This window comes from Allobosea sp. CER48 (assembly GCF_044752385.1).
Classification (GTDB): Bacteria; Pseudomonadota; Alphaproteobacteria; order Rhizobiales; family Beijerinckiaceae; genus Allobosea.
The window spans coordinates 1-18151 of sequence record NZ_JBIWYK010000012.1 but is presented as its reverse complement, the minus strand read 5'-3'; the positions used below and the strand labels follow the sequence as shown (position 1 = coordinate 18151).

The window sequence follows — 18151 nt, the reverse complement described above, 5'->3', positions numbered from 1 at the left end:
GCGCACCCGGAGGCGTCGGGCGCTCCGGGCCGCGCTGCTGGCCGGGCTGCGCGCCGGGCTGACGCTGGCGCGGACCCTGGCCCGGCTGGTCGTCGCCGGCGGCAGGGGCTTGGGCCAACCGATATCCGGCTTCGGCGAAAGCCTGCCCCGCTTGCGACAGGACGAGGGCCGGCAGGACGGTTCCGACCAGCAGCCAGCGTTTCGTGCGCATTGCAATTTCCGTTCTTCGTTTCAACATCGGGGCATCAGGCCGGCTGCGGCCTGAACCCCTGATGAAGCGAAAACGGCGAGAATCGGGCAGTGGTTCCCCCGCCCCCGGCGTTTCAGAGGCCAGCCTCGGCCTTCACATAGGCCGCGATCTCGGCATGCGTGGCGAACCAGCAGTCGCCCTTCGCCTTGGCCAGCCGGACCAGCTCCTCGAGAATCCAGAAGCGCGAGCGATAGGTGATGACATGCGGATGCATCGTGAGCAGGAAGAGCCCGCCCTCGGCATGGGCGCCCTCGAATTCGCGGCGGAAGATGTCGAAGACCGCTTCCGGCGGCGTGTAGGGCCTGAGTGCCTGGAAGCGGTTCATGCTGAGATAGGGCGCGTCGTCGCGGATCCACTCGACCGGCAGCTCGACGATGCCGGTCGGCTCGCCCTTCTCGACGATCTCATAGGGGTCGTCATCGGCGAAGAGCGAGGAATCGTAGAGCAGCCCGAGCTCGCGCTCGATCGACAGCGTCACGTCGGAGAAATCCCAGGACGGGGTGCGCATGCCGACCGGGCGGATACCGGTGATCTTCTCCAGCGTGTCGGCCGAGCGCAGGTGCAGCTCGCGCTCGTTCGCCGGCGGCACGGCCGTATTGACCTCGTGGATCCAGCCATGGAGGCCGATCTCGTGGCCTTCGCCGATGATGCGCCGCTGCTCTTCGGGATAGAGCAGCGCGGTGACGGCTGGCACGAAGAAACTGGCCTTGATGTCCTGCCGCTTCAGAAGATCGAGGATGCGCGGCACGCCGACGCGATTGCCGTACTGCCCCCATGACAGGCGGCCGACCGACTTGCCGCCGTCGCGCAGCTCGTTGGTCTCGTGGTCGACGTCGAAGGACAGCGCCACGGCGCAGCGGGCGCCATTCTTCCATTTCGCCGGCTTGAGATTGCGGCCGGCACGCACCTGCTCGACCTTGCCGCGCCAGACCTCTTCCGGCCATTGCCAGGGCAGAAGTTCGCTATCGCTCATCGTCGCTCTCCTCAGATGGTGGCGGCGCCCGGCAGAACCGGCACGGCGGCGAGCAGGCGCTTGGTGTAGTCGTGCTGCGGATGGTCGTAGACCTCGCCGGCCGGGCCGCTCTCCACGATCCTGCCGCGATACATGATGGCGACCCGGTCGCAGAGATGGCGGACGACCGAGAGGTCGTGCGAGATGAAGATCAGCGTCAGGTCGAGTTCCTGCCGGAGCCTGATCAGCAGGTTGATGATCTGCGCCTGGATCGAGACGTCGAGCGAGGCGACCGGCTCGTCGCAGACGACCACGTCCGGCTGCATCGCCAGGGCCCGCGCGATGGCGACGCGCTGGCGCTGGCCGCCCGAGAACTGATGCGGGTAGCGGCCCGCGAAATCAGGATCGAGCCCGACCGCCGCCAGCCATTGCCGGACATAGGTCTTCGCTTCGCCGCCCTTGACGAGGCCGTGTGCCAGCGGTCCCTCGGCGATGCTGTCACCCACCGTCATGCGCGGATTGAGCGAAGCAAAGGGATCCTGGAAGATCGTCTGGACCCGCGTCGTGATCTTGTGCGGGTGCTCGCCGGTGTTCATCACCGGCGCGCCGTCGATGCGGACCAGGCCATGGTCCGGCGCGTAGATGCCGGCCGCCACGCGCCCGAGGGTCGACTTGCCGGAGCCGGATTCGCCGACGAGGCCGAGCGCCTCGCCGCGCCGAAGCACCAGCGTGACATCGTCCACGGCCTGCACCGCGGCCGGCGCCTTCGACAGGCCCGCCTTCTGGACGAGCTTGCGGAACAGGCCGGGCGTCTGAGCGAAGCGCTTGGCGACGTGCTCGATGCGAACGTAGTGCGCGGCGTCGTCCGCAGGCCGGGCGGTGGCCGGCTTCTCAGCGCGAGGCGGCGGAGCGACATCGGAGCCTGCACCACCGGCGAGCAGCGTGCCCGGCTCGGCGCGCGAGGGCAGTGCGGCAAGCAGGGCCCGGGTGTAGGGATGCTGCGGGTGGGTCAGCACCGAGAGCGTCGGACCGGCCTCGACGATCTTGCCGTGCCGCATGACGCAGACATGGTCGGCGAGCTCGGCGACGACGGCGAGGTCGTGGCTGATCCAGATCAGCGCCGTGCCGAGCTCCGCGACCAGTTCCTTCATCTCGGCAAGGATCTCGGCCTGCACGGAGACGTCGAGCGCCGTCGTCGGCTCGTCGCAGATGATCAGCTTCGGCCGGTGCAACAGGGCTATCGCGATGGCGACGCGCTGGCGCATGCCGCCGGAGAACTGGTGCGGATAGAAATCGACCTTGGCCTCGGGATCGGGAATGCGGACCTGCGCGAGCGCTGCCACGGCACGCCGGCGCGCCTCGGCGCCGGAAACCGACTCATGCGCTTCGAGCGCCAGCCGGATCTGCGTACCGATTGTCAGCATCGGGTTCAGCGTCATCATCGGGTCCTGGAAGACCATCGAGATCTGCTTGCCGCGGATGGCGCGGAGCTCCGCCGGAGACAGGCCGACGAGCTCGCGGCCCTCCAGTTTAACCACAGAGCCGGGCTCGACGCGGCCGGGCGGGTCGATCAGGCCGATGATCGAGAAGCCGGTGATGCTCTTGCCCGAGCCGGACTCGCCGACGAGGCCCATTACCTCGCCGCGCTTCAGCGCAAAGGAGACACCGTCGACGGCTTTCACCACGCCGGCCCGGGCGTGGAAATAGGTGGCGAGGTTCGTGACCTGAAGGAGAGGCGCCTCGCTCATCGCCGTTCGCCCCGCCGGTGTCCCTCAGCCCTCATCCCGAGGAGCGCCGCAGGCGCGTCTCGAAGGATGATCCGGCTCCCGATGAAAGCGCCTCCTGAAGCATCCTTCGAGACGCCGCTGCGCGGCTCCTCGGGATGAGGGCTCATGTATCTAAGGTGTCCGCTCATCGCTTCAGCCTCGGATTGACCTGGTCGCGGACGCGATCGCCGACGAGATTTATCGCGACGATCAGGATGATCAGGGCGATGCCGGGATAGATCGAGATCCAGTAGCGGCCGGAGAGCATGTACTGGAAGCCGTTGGCGATCAGCATGCCCAGCGAAGGCTCGGTCACAGGCAGGCCGACGCCGAGGAAGGAGAGCGTCGCCTCGAGCGCGATCGCATTCGCGACCTGCACGGTCGCGACCACGATCAGCGGCGGCAGGCAGTTCGGGAAGATGTGGCGCAGGACCACGCGCCAGCCCGGCAGCGGCGTCGACAGCACCGCCTCGACATAGTCCTTGCCGCGTTCGGCCGAGGCTGCGCCATGTGCGGTGCGGGCGAAATAGGCGTATTGCGCGGCGGCGAGCGCAGCGATGAGCTGCAGCTTGCCCTGCCCCAGCAGCGCCGAGAGCACCAGCGCCAGCAGGATCGCCGGGAAGGCGAGCTGCAGGTCGACGACGCGCATGATGAAGGCTTCCCAGCGCCCGCCGACATAGGCCGCGCCGATGCCGAGCGAAACGCCGAGCGCGAAGGCCAGCGCGCCGGCGACCAGCCCCATCTGCAGGGAGATGCGCAGGCCGTAGAGGATGGCCGAGAACAGGTCGCGCCCCTGCGCATCCGTGCCGAGCCAGTGGGTATACCCGCCATCGCCGACATAGCCGGGCGGACGGCGCGCGTCGGAAAGCGAGAGATTGGCGAGGTCGTAGGGATCCTGCGGCGCGACCAGCGGCGCCAGCAGCGCGATGCCGATCATCAGCACGACGACGCCGAGCGCGACGACCGCTGTCCTGCTCTCGCGGAACTCGGCCCAGAAGCGGGCTGCGGGAGAGGCGTCCTTCATCGCGCGCCTGCTTTCCGGAGCCGCGGATCGAGCCCGACATAGGCGAGGTCGACGAGGAAGTTGATGGTGATGAAGACGAAGGCGACGAGCATGAGATAGGCGACCATCACCGGCCGGTCGAGCGACTGGATGGAGTCGATGATCAGCTTGCCGATGCCGGGCCAGGAGAAGATCGTCTCGGTTACGACGGCGAAGGCGAGCGTCGAGCCGAACTCGAGCCCGAAGACCGTGACGAGCGGGATGGCGATGAGGCGCAGCACGTGGCGGCGCAGCACCGTCCATTCGGAAAGCCCCGCGGCGCGGGCGAATTTCACGGTGTCCGAGAGCATCGCCTCGCGCGTCCCGGCCCGGGCGAGCCGCGTCATCAGGGCGAGCTTGAAGAAGGCGAGGTTGAGCGCCGGCAGGAGGAGGTGGCTCAGGCCGTTCGGCGTCAGGAAGCTCCACTCGATGCCGAAGACCGAGACCGTCTCGCCGCGCCCGCCGGCCGGCAGCCATTGCAGCTCCACGGCGAAGGCCATGATGAGCACGAGGCCGATCCAGAAGGTCGGCACGGAGAAGCCGAGAATCGAGACGGTCATGATCAGCTTCGAGGCGAAGCCATCGGGCCGGTATCCCGCATAGATGCCCGCGGGAATGCCGATCAGCGCCGCGCCGCAGACGGCCGCCAGGGTGAGCTCCAGCGTCGCCGGCAGGCGCGACAGGATGAGCTGCATCACCGGCATGCCGAAGACGAAGGAACGTCCGAAATCGCCATGCAGCACGCGGCCGAGAAAGGTCAGGTACTGCTCCCAGAGCGGCCGGTCGAGCCCGTAATGGGCGATGGTCTGGAGCCTGAGCTCCTGGCTGACATCGGGGCCGATCAGCACGTCGATCGGGTTGCCGATCGCGTAGACGCCGACGAAGACCAGCACCGACATCACGAGCATGACGACGAGCGCCTGCGCCAGCCGGACGGCGACGTGGCCTAGCATGCGCTCAGCCCCGGGGTCGGCCTCACGGCCAGTTCTCCACCATGGCGGCGCGGGTCTCCTCGACGCCGACCTGCCAGACCTTCAGCATGTCCTCGTCCGGCCTCTGGTAGACGCCGTGGAAATTGCCGTCGCCGAGGATCGCGCGGCGCTTCGCGGGGCTCGCCGCCTGATATTCGGCGACGTTGAAGGGCGGCTTCAGCGTGGCAGGCATCGCCACGCCTGCGAGCCGGGTCCAGGGGAAGTTCTCCATCCAGGACGCATGCGAGGCAGCGGGGTCGATCGCCTTCACGGCTGCCTGGAATTGCGGCGCCGCCCACCAGTTGTGCAGCCTGACGCTGGCGTCGGGATGACGATCGAGCCACTCGGTCGCGAAGTTAAGCGCCGGTGAATTGCCGCCATGGCCGTTGACCAGCATGATCCGGCGGAATCCGGAACGATAGAAGCCGTCGAGGATGTCGCCGAGCAGCGCCGCATAAGTGCTCAGCTTGAGCGAGATGCTGCCCGGAAAATTCAGGAAGCCCGGCGTCATGCCATAGGCCAGCACCGGGAAGACGGGGATGTCGAGCGGCTCGGCCGCCTCCTTCGCCACCCGCTCGGACAGGATCACGTCGGTCGCGAGGCTGAGATAGGCGTGCTGCTCGACGCTGCCGAGCGGCAGGACGCAGCGATCGTCCCGCTTGGCCTGCGCCTCGATCTGCATCCAGTTCATCTCTGCGACCAGCACGGCGCGATCCTTGCTTCGCTTCGTCAAGCGGTAGACAGTCATGGTCGCAACCTGGCGACCGACGGGAGCCCGTCGGACGGAAACTCCAGCCGCAGGCATCCTTGACTCCGGCCTCCGGGAGCGTCAAGTTCCATTTGGAACTAATTCGGCAGGGAGGCTTTCCCATGCGGCGCTCGCCGACTTCTCTTTCGCGCGTCGATCCCGAGCGCGAGGCCGCGCTTGCCGAACTCGATCCGCTGACCGTGACGAAGCTTTGGGACAATCCCTGCTGGCTCTCCTTCCGGCTCAACTTCCTCGCGTTCCGCTTCAACGACCCGGTCTACCGCTGGATCGAGACCCGATACGGCCTCGTCCGTCCGGAATTCGTAGCGCTCTACGCGGTCGGCCTGCGCGAGGGCGTCGCCGCCAAGAACATCGTCGCCTCCTCCGGCCTGCCCAAGAACACGCTGTCGCGCGCGGTGCAGAAGCTGCTGCAACGGCGCCTGCTCAAGCGCGAGACGGACCCGGCCGATCTGCGCAGCTACGTGCTGCACCTGACGGCGGCCGGCCGGAAGATCTTCAACGAGACGATGCCGCTGATGGTGCAGCACCAGAACTCGATGCTGTCCCGTCTCAGCGAGGACGAACAGCAGCAGCTTTGTGCCCTGCTCGACAGGCTCGTCATCGCCTCGCCCAGCTGGCCAAACGAACTCGAACACGAGGGGAACTGAGAATGAAACCGGCCCGCGTCTTCCGCCTTGCAGCCTTCGCCACCCTGCTGGCCGCCACGGTCTCGACCGGCGCGCTGGCACAGACTTTGACGATCGGCGTCCGCGCCGGACCGGAGTCGATCGACCCGCATTTCACCGCCACGGGCACCCATGCCGAAGCGCTGAAGCATGTCTTCGACACGCTGACGTGGTCCGGCGACAAGCTGCAGATCGAGCCGCGGCTGGCGCTGAGCTGGAAGACGCTCGAGCCCACGGTCTGGGAGTTCAAGCTGCGCCCCGGCGTCAAGTTCCATGACGGCTCGGACTTCACCGCCGAGGACGTGAAGTTCTCGATCGAGCGCATCCCGGTCGTCGCCGGCCCCAACCCGACGACGATCTATGTCCGACGCGTCAAGGAGGTGAAGATCGTCGATCCGCTAACGGTCCATATCGTCACAGACGGGCCGGCGCCGAACCTGCCGAACGACTTCATCCGGCTGTTCATCGTCTCGCACAAGGCGGCGGCCGGCCTGACCAAGGACAGCGCCAACGAGGCCTTCAACTCGGGCAAGGCGGCCGTCGGGACCGGCCCCTACAAGTTCGTTTCCTGGACGCCGAAGGACCAGATGGTGCTCGACCGCTTCGATGGCTACTGGGGCGAGAAGGAGCCCTGGGCCAAGGTCGTGCGCAAGGAACTGCCCAACGACGCCGCCCGCGTAGCGCAGCTCAAGGCCGGCCAGGTCGACATCATCGTGCGCGCCCCGGCCTCCGACGTGCCGACGCTGAAGCGCGATCCCAAGCTCAATGTCGCGACGGTCGAGAGCGTCTATCTCTTCAACATGGAACTCGACATGCGGGACAAGACCCCGCAGGTCACCGCCAAGGACGGCTCGCCCCTGCCGAAGAACCCCCTGCAGGACGTCAGGGTGCGCGAGGCGTTCGACCTCGCCATCGATCGCCCCGCGCTCGCGGAGATCGCGATGGAAGGTCTAGGCGCGCCGGCGAACCAGCTGGTCACCCCGACCATCGCCGGCTTCAACAAGAGCCTGCCGGCGCTGAAGCCCGACATCGCCAAGGCCAGGAAGCTGATGGAGGAGGCCGGCTACCCGAGCGGCTTCAAGATCACCTTCTCCTTCACCAATGACCGCCTGCCAGGCGACAGGCAGGTCGGCACCTCGATCGCACAGATGCTGGCGCGGATCGGCGTCGACGTGAACGCCAATGCCCAGCCGGGCGCGGTGTTCTTCCCCGCTCGCCTGCGCGGCGACTTCTCGATGTCGATGTCGGGCTGGGGCACACTCACGGGCGAGGCGAACTACACCCTGTCCTCGCTGGTGCATTCGAACGACCCGGCCAGGAAGCTCGGCGCCTTCAACATCCAGAACTACGCCAACCCGCAGGTGGACAAGCTTATCCAGGACGCGGCCGTCGAGATGGACGAGGCGAAGCGCAACCAGATGCTGGCCGATGTCGCCGCGATCGTCGCCAAGGACCGGCCGCGCCTGCCGATCACCGCGGTCGGCTCGGCCTGGGCGATGCAGAAGGACAAGGTGACGATCAGCCCGCGCGTCGATGAGGACACGCTGGCGATGGACATCAAGCCCGCCAAGAAGTAACGGGACCGCCTTCGCGCCATGGTCGGGCTAGTCCCGACGATCCACGTCTGCGCTTGATCGCCCGCTCCGGCGATCAAGCCGTGGATGCCCGCCAAGGAGCGGGCATGGCGGCCGGCCGCCTCATCAACGACGACTGATCGGAAAACGAACATGACCCTCGCTCTCGCCATCCATGGCGGATGCGGCACGTTGCCCAAATCCGAGATGACCGAAGCCGAATGGGCGCAGGCCCGCGCCGATCTCGCCAGCGCCCTGCGTGCCGGCTGGACGATCCTGACGAAGGGCGGAACGGCGGTGGATGCCGTCGAGGCTGCCGTACGGGTTATGGAGGATTCGCCCCATTTCAACGCCGGCCATGGCGCCGCCTTCAACACCGATGGCGAGCATGAGCTCGACGCCTCGATCATGGACGGCGCGACGCTGGCGGCCGGCGCGATCTGCGCCGCCAAGCGCATCCGCAACCCGGTCTCGGCGGCGAAGGCGCTGATGCTGCGCGGCGACCCGCTGCTGCTCGCCGGCCCCGCCGCCGACGAATTTGCCGAGCATGAGGGCGTCGACACCGTCGCCAACGAGCATTTCTCCACCGAGCGCAGGCGCAAGAGCCTGGCTTCGATGAAGATCCGCGAGATCGTCGGCACCGCGTCCGAGGCCAGCGAGGCGGAGAAGCACGGCACGGTCGGCGCCGTCGCCTGCGACGCGCAGGGCCACCTTGCCGCCGCGACCTCGACCGGCGGATACACCAACAAGCCCGCCGGCCGCGTCGGCGATTCCCCGATCATCGGGGCCGGCACCTATGCCCGCGACGGACGCTGCGCCGTCTCCGGCACCGGCAAGGGCGAGTATTTCATGCGCTACTGCGTCGGCCACGAGATCGCATCGCTCGTCGCCTACAAGGGCCTGTCGCTGGAAGCGGCCACGCAGGCGGTCATGGCGGAACTCTCGGAGCACAGGATCGGCGCCGGGCTGGTGGCGGTCGGCGCGGACGGAACGGTTGTCGCGCCCTTCAACACCGATGGCATGTATCGCGGCTGGGTGACGCCCGACGGCCTGATCCATGTCGCCACGCATGGCGACGTCGAAATGGCCGGACAGGCCTGAGGCGACGCGATGAGCGAGCCGATCCTGATCTGGGGCGCGGGAGCGATCGGCGGTACGCTCGGCGCCTATTGGGCGCGGGCCGGCGTGCCGGTCCTGCTCGTCGATATCGTCGCCGAGCATGTCGAGGCCTGCCGAACCCGCGGCCTCGCGGTCAGCGGCCCCGTCGACGCGTTCACGCAGATCGTGCCCGCGGTGACGCCGGCCGAGCTGTCCGGCCGCTACAGCCGCATCGTGCTGGCGGTGAAGGCCGGCGCAACCGAGGCCGCGCTCGCGGCGCTTGAGCCGCACCTGGCGCAGGACGGCTTCGTTCTCTCGGCCCAGAACGGCCTCAACGAGCTCGCGATCGCCAGGGCGGTCGGCGAGCGGCGCACCATGGGCTGCTTCGTCAATTTCGGTGCCGACTGGCTCGGGCCCGGCGACATCCTCTATGGCAACCGCGGAGCAACGGTCGTCGGCGAGCTCGATGGAACGATCAGCGAACGCGCCACCGAGATGCATCGGCTGATGCGGCTGTTCGAGCCCGACGCGATCCTGACCGGCAACATCTTCGGCTATCTCTGGGGCAAGCTCGCCTATGGCGCGATGCTGTTCGGCACGGCGCTGACCGACGATTCCATGTCGGCGAATTTCGCCGATCCCCAGCGCCTGCCGGTCTGGCTCGCGCTCGGGCGCGAGGTCGGCGCCGTTGCCGCCAAGCGCGACGTCACATCGCTCGGCTTCGGCGCGTTCGATCCGATGGTGTTCGCACCCGGACGGCCCGAGGGCCCGCAGGTCGAGACGATCGCCTGGCTGGCCGACTACACCTCGCAGACGGCCAAGACCCATTCCGGAATCTGGCGCGACCTGGCCGTGCGCAATCGCAAGACCGAGGTCGACCCGCAGATCGGCATTATCGCCATGTTGGGCCGCGAGGTCGGCGTGGCGACGCCGGCGCTGGAGACTCTGGTCTCCCTGATCCACGACATCGAGGAAGGCCGCCGCCCGATGGCCTTCGAGACGCTGAAGGTGCTGATCGACCGATGCAAATCCGTTTCGACAACCGCGTAGCCCTCGTCACCGGGGCGGCGCAGGGCATCGGCCGCGCGATTGCCGCGGCGCTCGCCGAAGCCGGCGCGCGTGTCCACCTCGCCGATATCGACGCCGGGGGCGTGCAGGCGGCGGCGCGGGAGATCGGGGCAACGGGGCATGCGGCCGATCTCGGCTCCGCCGAGGCGGCGCAGGGACTCGTACGCGACATCGTCGCGACCGGCGGCAAGCTGGACCTCCTCGTCCATGCCGCCGGCGGCGTGCGCGGACAGGTCGGCCGGTCGATCGAGGAGATTTCCGAAGAGGATTGGCGGGTGATCTTCGCCGCCAATGTCGATGCGGCCTTCTTCCTGGCTCAGGCGGCGGCCCCGGTGATGAAGCGGGGCGGCTATGGCCGGATCGTCACCATCTCGTCGGGCGCAGGCCTGCGGCCGAGCCTGACCGGCATCCAGGCCTATGCCAGCGCCAAGCACGCGCTGGTGGGGCTGACCAGGCAGCTGGCCTGGGAATTCGGCCCGCACGGCATCACCGTCAATTCGGTGGCGCCGGGCTTCGTGCGCTCCAACCCGGCCTCGGAAAGGCAGTGGCAGAGCTATGGGCCGGAAGGCCAGAAGCGGCTGCTCGAGAGCATCCATACAAGGCGCCTGGGCACGGCGCAGGACATCGCGAACGCGACGCTGTTCTTCCTGAGCGAACAGGCCGGGTGGATCAGCGGGCAGGTGCTCTCGGTGGATGGCGGGCGGTCGTAAGAGTGGCTGGAGCACGCCCTCATGCCCGGGCCTGACCCGGGCATCTCTTTCCGGAGGAGGCTCCAGCTCGCTGTTCTGCCTTAGATTCCCGGGCCAGGCCCGAGAATCATGCCATCCCTATCTCAGCCGCAGTCCATCTTGTCAGCGGGTTGCTCGGCGCCGACCATCCAGTTCGTACCGAAGCGATCGACCAGCATGCCGAAGCGCGGCGACCAGAAGGTCTCGGCCATCGGCATAGTGACCTTGGCGCCGCCCTCGGACAGGCCGTTGAAGATGCGGTCCGCCTCCTCCGGCGTCGCCACGCCGACACTGACCGAAACGGAACGCATGGGCCCGTCCGAACGGTCCGGCGGCGCGTCGGAAGCCATCAACAGCTGCCCGTCGATCTCGAGGCAGGCATGCAGGATCTTGTCCCGCCATTCGGCCGGGACATGCTCCTCGGCGGGCGTGCCCTTGTGGTCCATCATGGCCAGCATCTTGCCGCCCAGCACCTTCTCGTAATGGGTGAAGGCCTCGCGGCAATTGCCCTCGAACATCAAATAGGTCGACAGTTTCATCGTTCTCACTCCTGCTGGCGTGGATCGGGTCAGCTCTTGCGGTGGTAGTGGGCGGCCATGAACTCGGCCCACTGGCCGTCCGGCCCCAGGGCGCGCGAGGTCAGCGTGCGATGGTCGGGCGACAGGAAGGTGATGACGTCCTGGTATTTCGCCATGGAGCCGTCGCCCGCCATGCTCGGCCCTTCCGTGTCGAGGACGAGCGATTTGCCGTCGGCGGAAAGCGCCCCGTCATAGGTCCACATCATCGTCATCATCGAGGCGACGAAGCTGCCGACGAAGCGGCCCTTGGCCGGGTCGAAGCCGAGCGTCATCACGCTGGTGACCTGCTGACCCTCGGGCGACTGCCCCTGCCCCTCGCCCAGGGTCCACAGGCCGCCGAGCGAGTGCACGGCCTCCGTGCCCTTCGACGTCGAGGCCGGCTGGTCCGGCCCCATCGAGCAGGTCATTTCGGCCTCCCATTCGCCGACGAGCTGCTGCAGCCACTCATGTTCCTTCTGCGGTTCACCCATCATGGATTCGATCCTTCTGACTGTGGTGTTGCGGTTGGTCGGGATTGTGGAAGGGTTCAGGCGGGACGCTCGGCCGCGGTCTTCATCGCCGTCAGGCCGGACTCGAAGTCGCCGCCGACCATGCGGTCCATGTCCATGAAGACGTGCATGATCTTGCCGATGAACGGCGTCGGGCCGGTCATGGTCCAGGTCACGGCCGTGGCCGGGCCCTGCGGAGTCAGCGAGAAGACGACGTCGTTATGGGCCTCGAACGGCTTGATGAAATCGAGCTTGAGCGCGAGCCTGCCAGGCGCCTTGGCATCGACGATACGCATGCTGCCTTCGCCCACGTTCTTGTCGCCGGCCCAGGCATAGGTCGCGCCGGTGCCGGTTTCGGGGCCGCCATAGGTCCGCTTCATCGCCGGGTCCTTCTTCTCCCAGGGCGACCAGGCTCCCCAGGCCTTGAAATCGGCGATCAGCGCATAGACGCGCTCCGGCGGCGCATTGATCGTGGCCGTGCGGGTGACCTGGAAGGTGTCGGGCTTGCGGGCCGCCAGGATCAGCACGACGGCGATCCCGACCACGACGATGCCAAGCTGGCTGAGAAGAATGGTCTTGAGCATGACAGTCACCTGGAAGAAGGGGCTGAAGGAAAGCTCGAGCGTCAAACGCCCGGTTCATCGGGTGGTTTCGTCTTGATCTCGCGCAGCATCTCGTCCAGCCGACCCAGGCTCTGGTCCCAGAAGCGGCTGTAGTGCTCCAGCCATTCCGAAACGTCCTGCAAGGGACCGGGGTCGAGCCGGCAGGGCCGCCACTGGGCTTCCCGCCCCCGCGTGATCAGCCCGGCGCGCTCCAGCACCTTCAGGTGCTTCGAGACGGCCGGAAGGCTCATCGCGAAGGGCTCGGCCAGTTCCTTCACCGAACTTTCGCCTTGCGACAGCTGGGCCAGGATGGCGCGGCGCGTCGGGTCGGCAAGGGCTGCGAAGGTCAGGCTGAGCGGGTCCGTCGACATCTTATGAAACCGATCAGTTAATTAACTGATAGGTTTACTATTGGTATTCCCTCCCGCTGTCAAGCGCCTCTCGCCCAGGTTGCGGCGGATCGCCGACGATTATTGTCAGGAGCAGGGGCGCGCGACGAGGACAGCGGCGGTTCGGTGCATTTTCTTCCGGCGAGGCGGTGTCCATTTCGCGCGGAAATGCTCTAGAATCGGGAGGCAAGGAGGATGCACCCGCCCATGAGTTTCGAGACTGCCTCGACCCCCGAAGCCGCCGTCGACCGGCTCGAACGGCTCTATGACGAAGCCCGTTCGGCCCTGCGCGGCGACCTGCAGCGCTTCTTCGACACCGGCGAGGCGCCGACCCCGGATGATCGCGAGCGCTACCGCTACCCGATGCTGCGCGTGACCTACGAGCCGTCGAAGCTACCGGCGGCGACGCGGCGGGGTTATGCCAAGTTCGCCGCGCCCGGCATCTATTCGACCACGGTGACCCAGCCGGCCGAGTTCCGGGCCTATCTGCTCGATCAGCTCAGGCCGCTCGTCGCCGAATATGGCGCTACGATCGAGACCGGCATCAGCACGCAGGAAATTCCCTACCCCTATGCGATCGAGGGCGGCGACGAACTCGGGCGCGGGAAGATCACAGCCGCCGAGCTCGCCCGCTACTTCCCGACACCGCTGCTCGCGCTCGTCGGCGACGAGATCGCCGACGGCACCTACGACCTGATCGAAGGCGAGCCGCGGCCGCTCTCGCTGTTCGACGCGGTCCGGGTCGATTATTCGCTACGGCGCCTGATGCACTATACCGGTACGGACTGGCGCGCGGTGCAGCCCTGGGTGCTGCTGACCAATTACCACCGCTACGTCGACCAGTTCGTCCGGCTGGGCCTGGCCGAGATCGAGGCCGGCACGGCCGAGGCGCTGGTCGCGCCGGGCGGCATCCGCATCGACAGGGACGGCGTCGACGTCTCGGCGGCGGAGCGTGTGATGTCGGCGCCCTGGCATCGCTTCCAGATGCCGGCCTATCACCTGATCCGGAAGACCGGCGAAGGCGTGACGCTGGTCAATATCGGCGTCGGGCCCTCCAATGCGAAGAACATCACCGACCATCTGGCGGTGCTCCGGCCCAATTGCTGGCTGATGGTCGGCCATTGCGGCGGCCTGCGCCAGACCCAGATCATCGGCGACTACGTGCTCGCCCATGCATACCTCCGGCAGGACCATATCCTCGACGAACTGGTCCCGCCGGAAATCCCGATCCCCGCCCTCGCCGAGGTGCAGGTCGCGCTGCAGCAGGCCGCGGCCGAGATCACCGGCGAGAAGGGCGACCGGCTGAAGCAGCGGCTGCGCACCGGCACCGTGGTCACGCAGGACGACCGCAACTGGGAGCTGCAGTGGACCAAGGAGCGACGGCGCATCAACCTGTCGCGCGCCATCGCCGTCGACATGGAATCCGGCACCATCGCGGCGCAGGGCTACCGGCTGCGGGTGCCCTACGGCACGCTGCTCTGCGTCTCCGACAAGCCACTCCATGGCGAGATCAAGCTGCCCGGCGCCGCCAACGCCTTCTATGAGCGGGCGGTCGGCGAGCATCTGCGGATCGGGCTCGCCGCGCTGGAGAAGCTGAAGGAGGCGGGCTCCGCCATCCATTCGCGCAAGCTGCGCAGCTTTGACGAGCCGCCGTTCCGCTAGGCCGCGCGGCCCTCAGCCGAACACGCCATAGGCGACGAGCGCCGCGATCACCCAGAGCGCTGCGGTGCCCCAGCGGTTGCGCTGGGCCTCCGCGCGGCCGATCGCGGCAACGCTGCGCTCGTCGAGCGCGAAGCCGTTGCGCGAGGCGTCCTCCAGTTGGCCGAGCACGCGCTGGGCCCGGCCGATCGTGTCCGGCAATGCGGCGAGCGATCCGAGCAGCGAATGGGCGCCGCGTCCGGCCTCCTGCAGCCGCCCGATCGGGCCGAGATTGGCGGTGATCCAGTCGCGCACGACGGGGTCGGCCGTGCCCCACATGTCGAGATGCGGGTCCAGCGAGCGGGCCACGCCCTCGACCACCACCATGGTCTTCTGCAGCATGACGAGCTCGGTACGCGTCGCCATGTCGAACATGCCGGTGATCTCGAAGAGCAGCGTCAGTACCTTGGCCATCGAGATCTGGTCGGCGCGCTTGTCGTGGATCGGTTCGCCGACGGCGCGGATCGCCTGGGCGAAATCCTCGACGTCGTGATGGGCCGGGACATAGCCCGCCTCGAAATGCACCTGCGCCACCCGGCGATAGTCGCGGGTGATGAAGCCGAGCAGGATCTCGGCAAGGAAGCGCCGCTCCTTCAGGCCGAGGCGCCCCATGATGCCGCCGTCAACCGCGACGAGGCGCCCCTCCGCATCGACGAAGAGGTTTCCGGGATGCATGTCGGCATGGAAGAAGCCGTCCCGGATCGCATGCTTCAGGAAGGACTGGATGATCTTGCGGGCGAGCTCGGGCAGGTCGTGCCCGGCCGCGCGCAGGCCGTCGACGTCGGAGAGGCGCACGCCGTCGATCCATTCATCGACCAGCATCTCGCGCGCCGTGAGCTGCCAGTCTGGCTCCGGTACGCGGAAATCGGCATCGTCCTTGGTATTCTCCGCGAATTCGGAGAGCGCCGCGGCCTCGAGCCGGAGGTCCATCTCCATGGCGACCGAGCGCGCCAGCGTCTCCACCACGCCGGTGAAACGCAGGCGGCGCGCCTCGGCCGAACGCGCCGCGGCCTGCTCGGCGCCGAAGCGCATCGCGGCTAGATCGCGGTTGAAGCGGTCGCGGATACCGGGCCTGAGGATCTTGACCGCGACCTCGCGGCCATCCTTCAGCCGGGCACGGTGGACCTGCGCGATCGAGGCGGCGGCGACCGGCTCGCTGAATTCCGGGAACAGCGCCTCCAGCGGAACGCCATGCGCGGCTTCGACGATGGCGCGCGCCTCGGCCATCGGGAAGGCCGGCATCCGGTCCTGCAGGGCCGAAAGGTCCTCGGCGATCTTCATGCCGACGACATCGGGCCGCGTCGCGAGGAACTGCCCGAACTTGACGTAGGACGGTCCCAGACGGGTGAGCGCCGCCGCGAGCCGCGTCGCCGAGGAGCCGGCGCCGCGCCGCTCGATCAGCCGACCCATGCGGATCAGGCCGCGCGCCAGCGGCGGCAGCACGGACGGGTCGACCAGCGCGAGAGCGCCCTCGCGCGCCAGCACGAAGCCGACGTGCGCGCCGCGCAGCATGTGGAAGAAGGACGAGATCATGCGTGGCGCGCCTGCAAGCGAGGCGTTCCCGTCATGGTCAGGCCTGTCCCGACCATCCACGTCTTCCCTTCATCCGCGCCGCGAAACGTGGATGCTCGGCACCAGGCCGAACATGACGCGGGACAGACCATCACAGCTTCCAGCCGGAATGCAGCGCCACGACCCCGCCCGTCATCGGCGTGAACTTCGCCCGGCGGAAGCCGGCATCCTCGATCATACCGGCGAAGGCCTGCGGCTTCGGGAACTTTCGGATGGATTCGACGAGATACTGGTAGGGCTCGGCCTCGCCGGTGACCATGCGGCCCATCGGCGGGATGACCTTGAACGAATAGGTCTCGTAGATCTTGTCGAGCAGCGGCACGTCGACATGGCTGAATTCGAGGCAGAGGAAGCGCCCGCCGCGCTTCAGCACGCGATAGGCCTCGGCCAGCGCCTTGTCGATGCGCGGCACGTTCCGGATGCCGAAGGCGATCGTGTAGCAGTCGAAATGGTCGCCGGGCAGGCCGAGTTCCTCGGCATTGCCCTGGACGAAGCGGATGCGGTCGTCGTCCGGAAAGCGCTTGTCGGCACGCTCGCGCCCGACGCGCAGCATGTCGGCGTTGATGTCGAGCACGGTGACATCGGTCTGCGGCCCGCCGGCTTCGAGCACCGAGAAGGCGACGTCGCCAGTGCCGCCGGCCACGTCGAGATGGTGGAAGGGGCGGTCCCTTGCCGGGTTGATCGCGGTCAGCAGCGCGCTCTTCCAGGCGCGGTGCAGCCCGCCCGACATCAGGTCGTTCATCAGGTCGTAGCGGTTGGCGACCTTGTGGAAGACGTCGTCGACCTTCGACTGCTTCTCGGTGAGCTTCACCGTCTCGAAGCCGAAATGGGTGGTGTCGGAAGCTGCTGTCACGGTCGGGCAGGCCTTGTGCAAATCTGTCTTGTCTTCGCCTGAGGCGATGAATAGCCAATGGCGGCGGGCTTGTCGCGGCCCGTCTCGACGCAGGCTTTACAAGAGAGTTCAGGGATGCCCGAGCTACCCGAGGTCGAAACCGTCCGGCGCGGGCTGGAGCCAGCCATGCTGGGCGAGCGCTTCGCGCGCGTCGAGCTGCGCCGGCCCGACCTGCGTTTCCCCCTGCCCGACCGCTTTTCCGAGCGGCTGACGGGCCGGCGGATCGAGTCGCTCTCGCGCCGCGCGAAATATCTGGTCGCCGATCTCGACGACGGCGAGGCGCTGATCATGCATCTCGGCATGAGCGGGCGCTTCATCGTCGAGGCACCCGGCACGCCGCCGACCGAGCCGGGCTCCTACTATAATGAGATCGGCCGGCACCTGATCCACGACCATGTGGTGTTCGAGATGGGATCCGGCGCGCGGGTCACCTATAACGACGTGCGCCGCTTCGGCTTCATGGACCTCGTGCCGCGTGCCGGGCTGGCGACATCGAAGCATTTCGCGGGCATGGGCATCGAGCCGCTCGGCAACGAGCTTTCCGGCGAGACGCTGGCCAGGCTGTTCGCGGGCAAGATCGCGCCGCTCAAGGCCGCCCTGCTCGACCAGCGGCTCGTGGCCGGTCTCGGCAACATCTATGTCTGCGAAGCCCTGTTCCGGGCAGGCCTCCACCCGGAAGCCGAGGCGGGAACGATCGCGACACCGACCGGTCGGCCGCGCGAGAAGGCGCATGAGCTTGCCCGCATCATCCGCGAGGTTCTCGAGGAGGCCGTCGCTGCCGGAGGCTCCACACTGAGAGACTTCGCCCATGCCGACGGCTCGCTCGGCTATTTCCAGCACCGCTTCAAGGTCTATGACCGCGAAGGCGAAACCTGCGTCACGCCGGGCTGCGGCAAGCTGGTCAAGCGGCTGGTGCAGTCCGGGCGCTCGACCTTCTATTGCGAGAGCTGCCAGAAGCGGGCTCTTCGCTAGAGGCTTGCAGGCCGCTTGCGAGCGGCCTTGCCTCCCTCAAGCCTTGCCCCCCTCAAAATGAGGATCCCGACGGAAGC

Annotated in this window: 19 protein-coding genes; 7 read left to right on the top strand and 12 right to left on the bottom strand. The window is 67.6% G+C overall.

Going from position 1 to position 18151, the window contains the following annotated elements:
* The 6 genes from ACIPIA_RS01200 to ACIPIA_RS01175 form a co-directional block, all read right to left on the bottom strand.
* Positions 1–211 (bottom strand): hypothetical protein (locus ACIPIA_RS01200; RefSeq protein ID WP_400505880.1); only part of this gene is annotated, 211 nt, incomplete at its 3' end.
* 112 nt (positions 212–323) lie between these two features.
* On the bottom strand, positions 324–1223 hold the full coding sequence (locus ACIPIA_RS01195; protein ID WP_400505878.1) for a polysaccharide deacetylase family protein: 900 nt from the start codon (positions 1221–1223) through the stop codon (positions 324–326).
* An 11-nt stretch (positions 1224–1234) separates the two neighbouring features.
* On the bottom strand, positions 1235–2950 hold the full coding sequence (locus ACIPIA_RS01190; protein WP_400505876.1) for a dipeptide ABC transporter ATP-binding protein: 1716 nt from the start codon (positions 2948–2950) through the stop codon (positions 1235–1237).
* Positions 2951–3113: 163 nt separating this feature from the next.
* A complete protein-coding gene (locus ACIPIA_RS01185) occupies positions 3114–3992 on the bottom strand; it encodes an ABC transporter permease (protein WP_400505874.1) in 879 nt (292 codons plus the stop codon).
* A complete protein-coding gene (locus ACIPIA_RS01180; protein ID WP_400505872.1) occupies positions 3989–4963 on the bottom strand; it encodes an ABC transporter permease in 975 nt (324 codons plus the stop codon). The genes ACIPIA_RS01185 and ACIPIA_RS01180 overlap by 4 nt, the downstream gene beginning before the upstream one ends.
* Positions 4964–4985: 22 nt before the next feature.
* Positions 4986–5729, bottom strand: a complete 744-nt coding sequence (locus ACIPIA_RS01175) for a creatininase family protein (RefSeq protein WP_400505870.1) — start codon at positions 5727–5729, stop codon at positions 4986–4988.
* A 122-nt stretch (positions 5730–5851) separates the two neighbouring features.
* On the opposite strand from ACIPIA_RS01175, the gene ACIPIA_RS01170 reads away from it, so the two are divergent.
* From ACIPIA_RS01170 to ACIPIA_RS01150, 5 genes are all read left to right on the top strand, one after another.
* Positions 5852–6397, top strand: coding sequence for a MarR family winged helix-turn-helix transcriptional regulator (locus tag ACIPIA_RS01170; protein WP_400505868.1), 546 nt, complete (start codon positions 5852–5854; stop codon positions 6395–6397).
* A 2-nt stretch (positions 6398–6399) separates the two neighbouring features.
* Entirely contained in the window at positions 6400–7992 is a 1593-nt protein-coding gene (locus tag ACIPIA_RS01165; RefSeq protein WP_400505866.1) for an ABC transporter substrate-binding protein, read from the top strand.
* Between the two features lie 150 nt (positions 7993–8142).
* Complete coding sequence (locus tag ACIPIA_RS01160) at positions 8143–9090, top strand: isoaspartyl peptidase/L-asparaginase family protein (protein WP_400505865.1); 948 nt, start codon at positions 8143–8145, stop codon at positions 9088–9090.
* A gap of 9 nt (positions 9091–9099) precedes the next feature.
* Complete coding sequence (locus ACIPIA_RS01155; RefSeq protein WP_400505863.1) at positions 9100–10137, top strand: ketopantoate reductase family protein; 1038 nt, start codon at positions 9100–9102, stop codon at positions 10135–10137.
* Entirely contained in the window at positions 10110–10865 is a 756-nt protein-coding gene (locus tag ACIPIA_RS01150; RefSeq protein ID WP_400505861.1) for an SDR family NAD(P)-dependent oxidoreductase, read from the top strand. Before ACIPIA_RS01155 ends, ACIPIA_RS01150 begins: the two co-directional genes overlap by 28 nt.
* A 122-nt stretch (positions 10866–10987) precedes the next feature.
* On the opposite strand, the gene ACIPIA_RS01145 is transcribed toward ACIPIA_RS01150, so the two are convergent.
* From ACIPIA_RS01145 to ACIPIA_RS01130, 4 genes are read right to left on the bottom strand one after another with little or no spacing between them, the layout of a single operon-like run.
* Entirely contained in the window at positions 10988–11422 is a 435-nt protein-coding gene (locus tag ACIPIA_RS01145; RefSeq protein ID WP_400505859.1) for a VOC family protein, read from the bottom strand.
* Positions 11423–11451: 29 nt separating this feature from the next.
* Entirely contained in the window at positions 11452–11934 is a 483-nt protein-coding gene (locus ACIPIA_RS01140) for a DUF1579 domain-containing protein (protein ID WP_400505857.1), read from the bottom strand.
* A 53-nt stretch (positions 11935–11987) separates the two neighbouring features.
* Complete coding sequence (locus ACIPIA_RS01135; RefSeq protein WP_400505855.1) at positions 11988–12533, bottom strand: SRPBCC family protein; 546 nt, start codon at positions 12531–12533, stop codon at positions 11988–11990.
* A 41-nt stretch (positions 12534–12574) separates the two neighbouring features.
* A complete protein-coding gene (locus ACIPIA_RS01130) occupies positions 12575–12922 on the bottom strand; it encodes an ArsR/SmtB family transcription factor (RefSeq protein WP_400505853.1) in 348 nt (115 codons plus the stop codon).
* 225 nt (positions 12923–13147) lie between these two features.
* Here ACIPIA_RS01130 and ACIPIA_RS01125 point away from each other — a divergent pair, with 225 nt between their 5' ends.
* A complete protein-coding gene (locus ACIPIA_RS01125; RefSeq protein WP_400505851.1) occupies positions 13148–14602 on the top strand; it encodes an AMP nucleosidase in 1455 nt (484 codons plus the stop codon).
* Between the two features lie 12 nt (positions 14603–14614).
* Here ACIPIA_RS01125 and ubiB read toward each other — a convergent pair whose 3' ends face one another.
* Together ubiB and ubiE are read right to left on the bottom strand one after the other, a co-directional pair.
* Positions 14615–16171, bottom strand: coding sequence for a 2-polyprenylphenol 6-hydroxylase (gene ubiB, locus ACIPIA_RS01120; RefSeq protein WP_400505850.1), 1557 nt, complete (start codon positions 16169–16171; stop codon positions 14615–14617).
* Positions 16172–16301: 130 nt separating this feature from the next.
* A complete protein-coding gene (gene ubiE / locus ACIPIA_RS01115) occupies positions 16302–17063 on the bottom strand; it encodes a bifunctional demethylmenaquinone methyltransferase/2-methoxy-6-polyprenyl-1,4-benzoquinol methylase UbiE (protein WP_400505848.1) in 762 nt (253 codons plus the stop codon).
* Positions 17064–17177: 114 nt separating this feature from the next.
* On the opposite strand from ubiE, the gene mutM reads away from it, so the two are divergent.
* Positions 17178–18074 carry a bifunctional DNA-formamidopyrimidine glycosylase/DNA-(apurinic or apyrimidinic site) lyase gene (gene mutM, locus ACIPIA_RS01110; protein ID WP_400505846.1) on the top strand — a complete coding sequence of 299 codons (897 nt, stop codon included), beginning with the start codon at positions 17178–17180 and terminating at the stop codon, positions 18072–18074.
* Positions 18075–18151 lie beyond the last annotated feature (77 nt).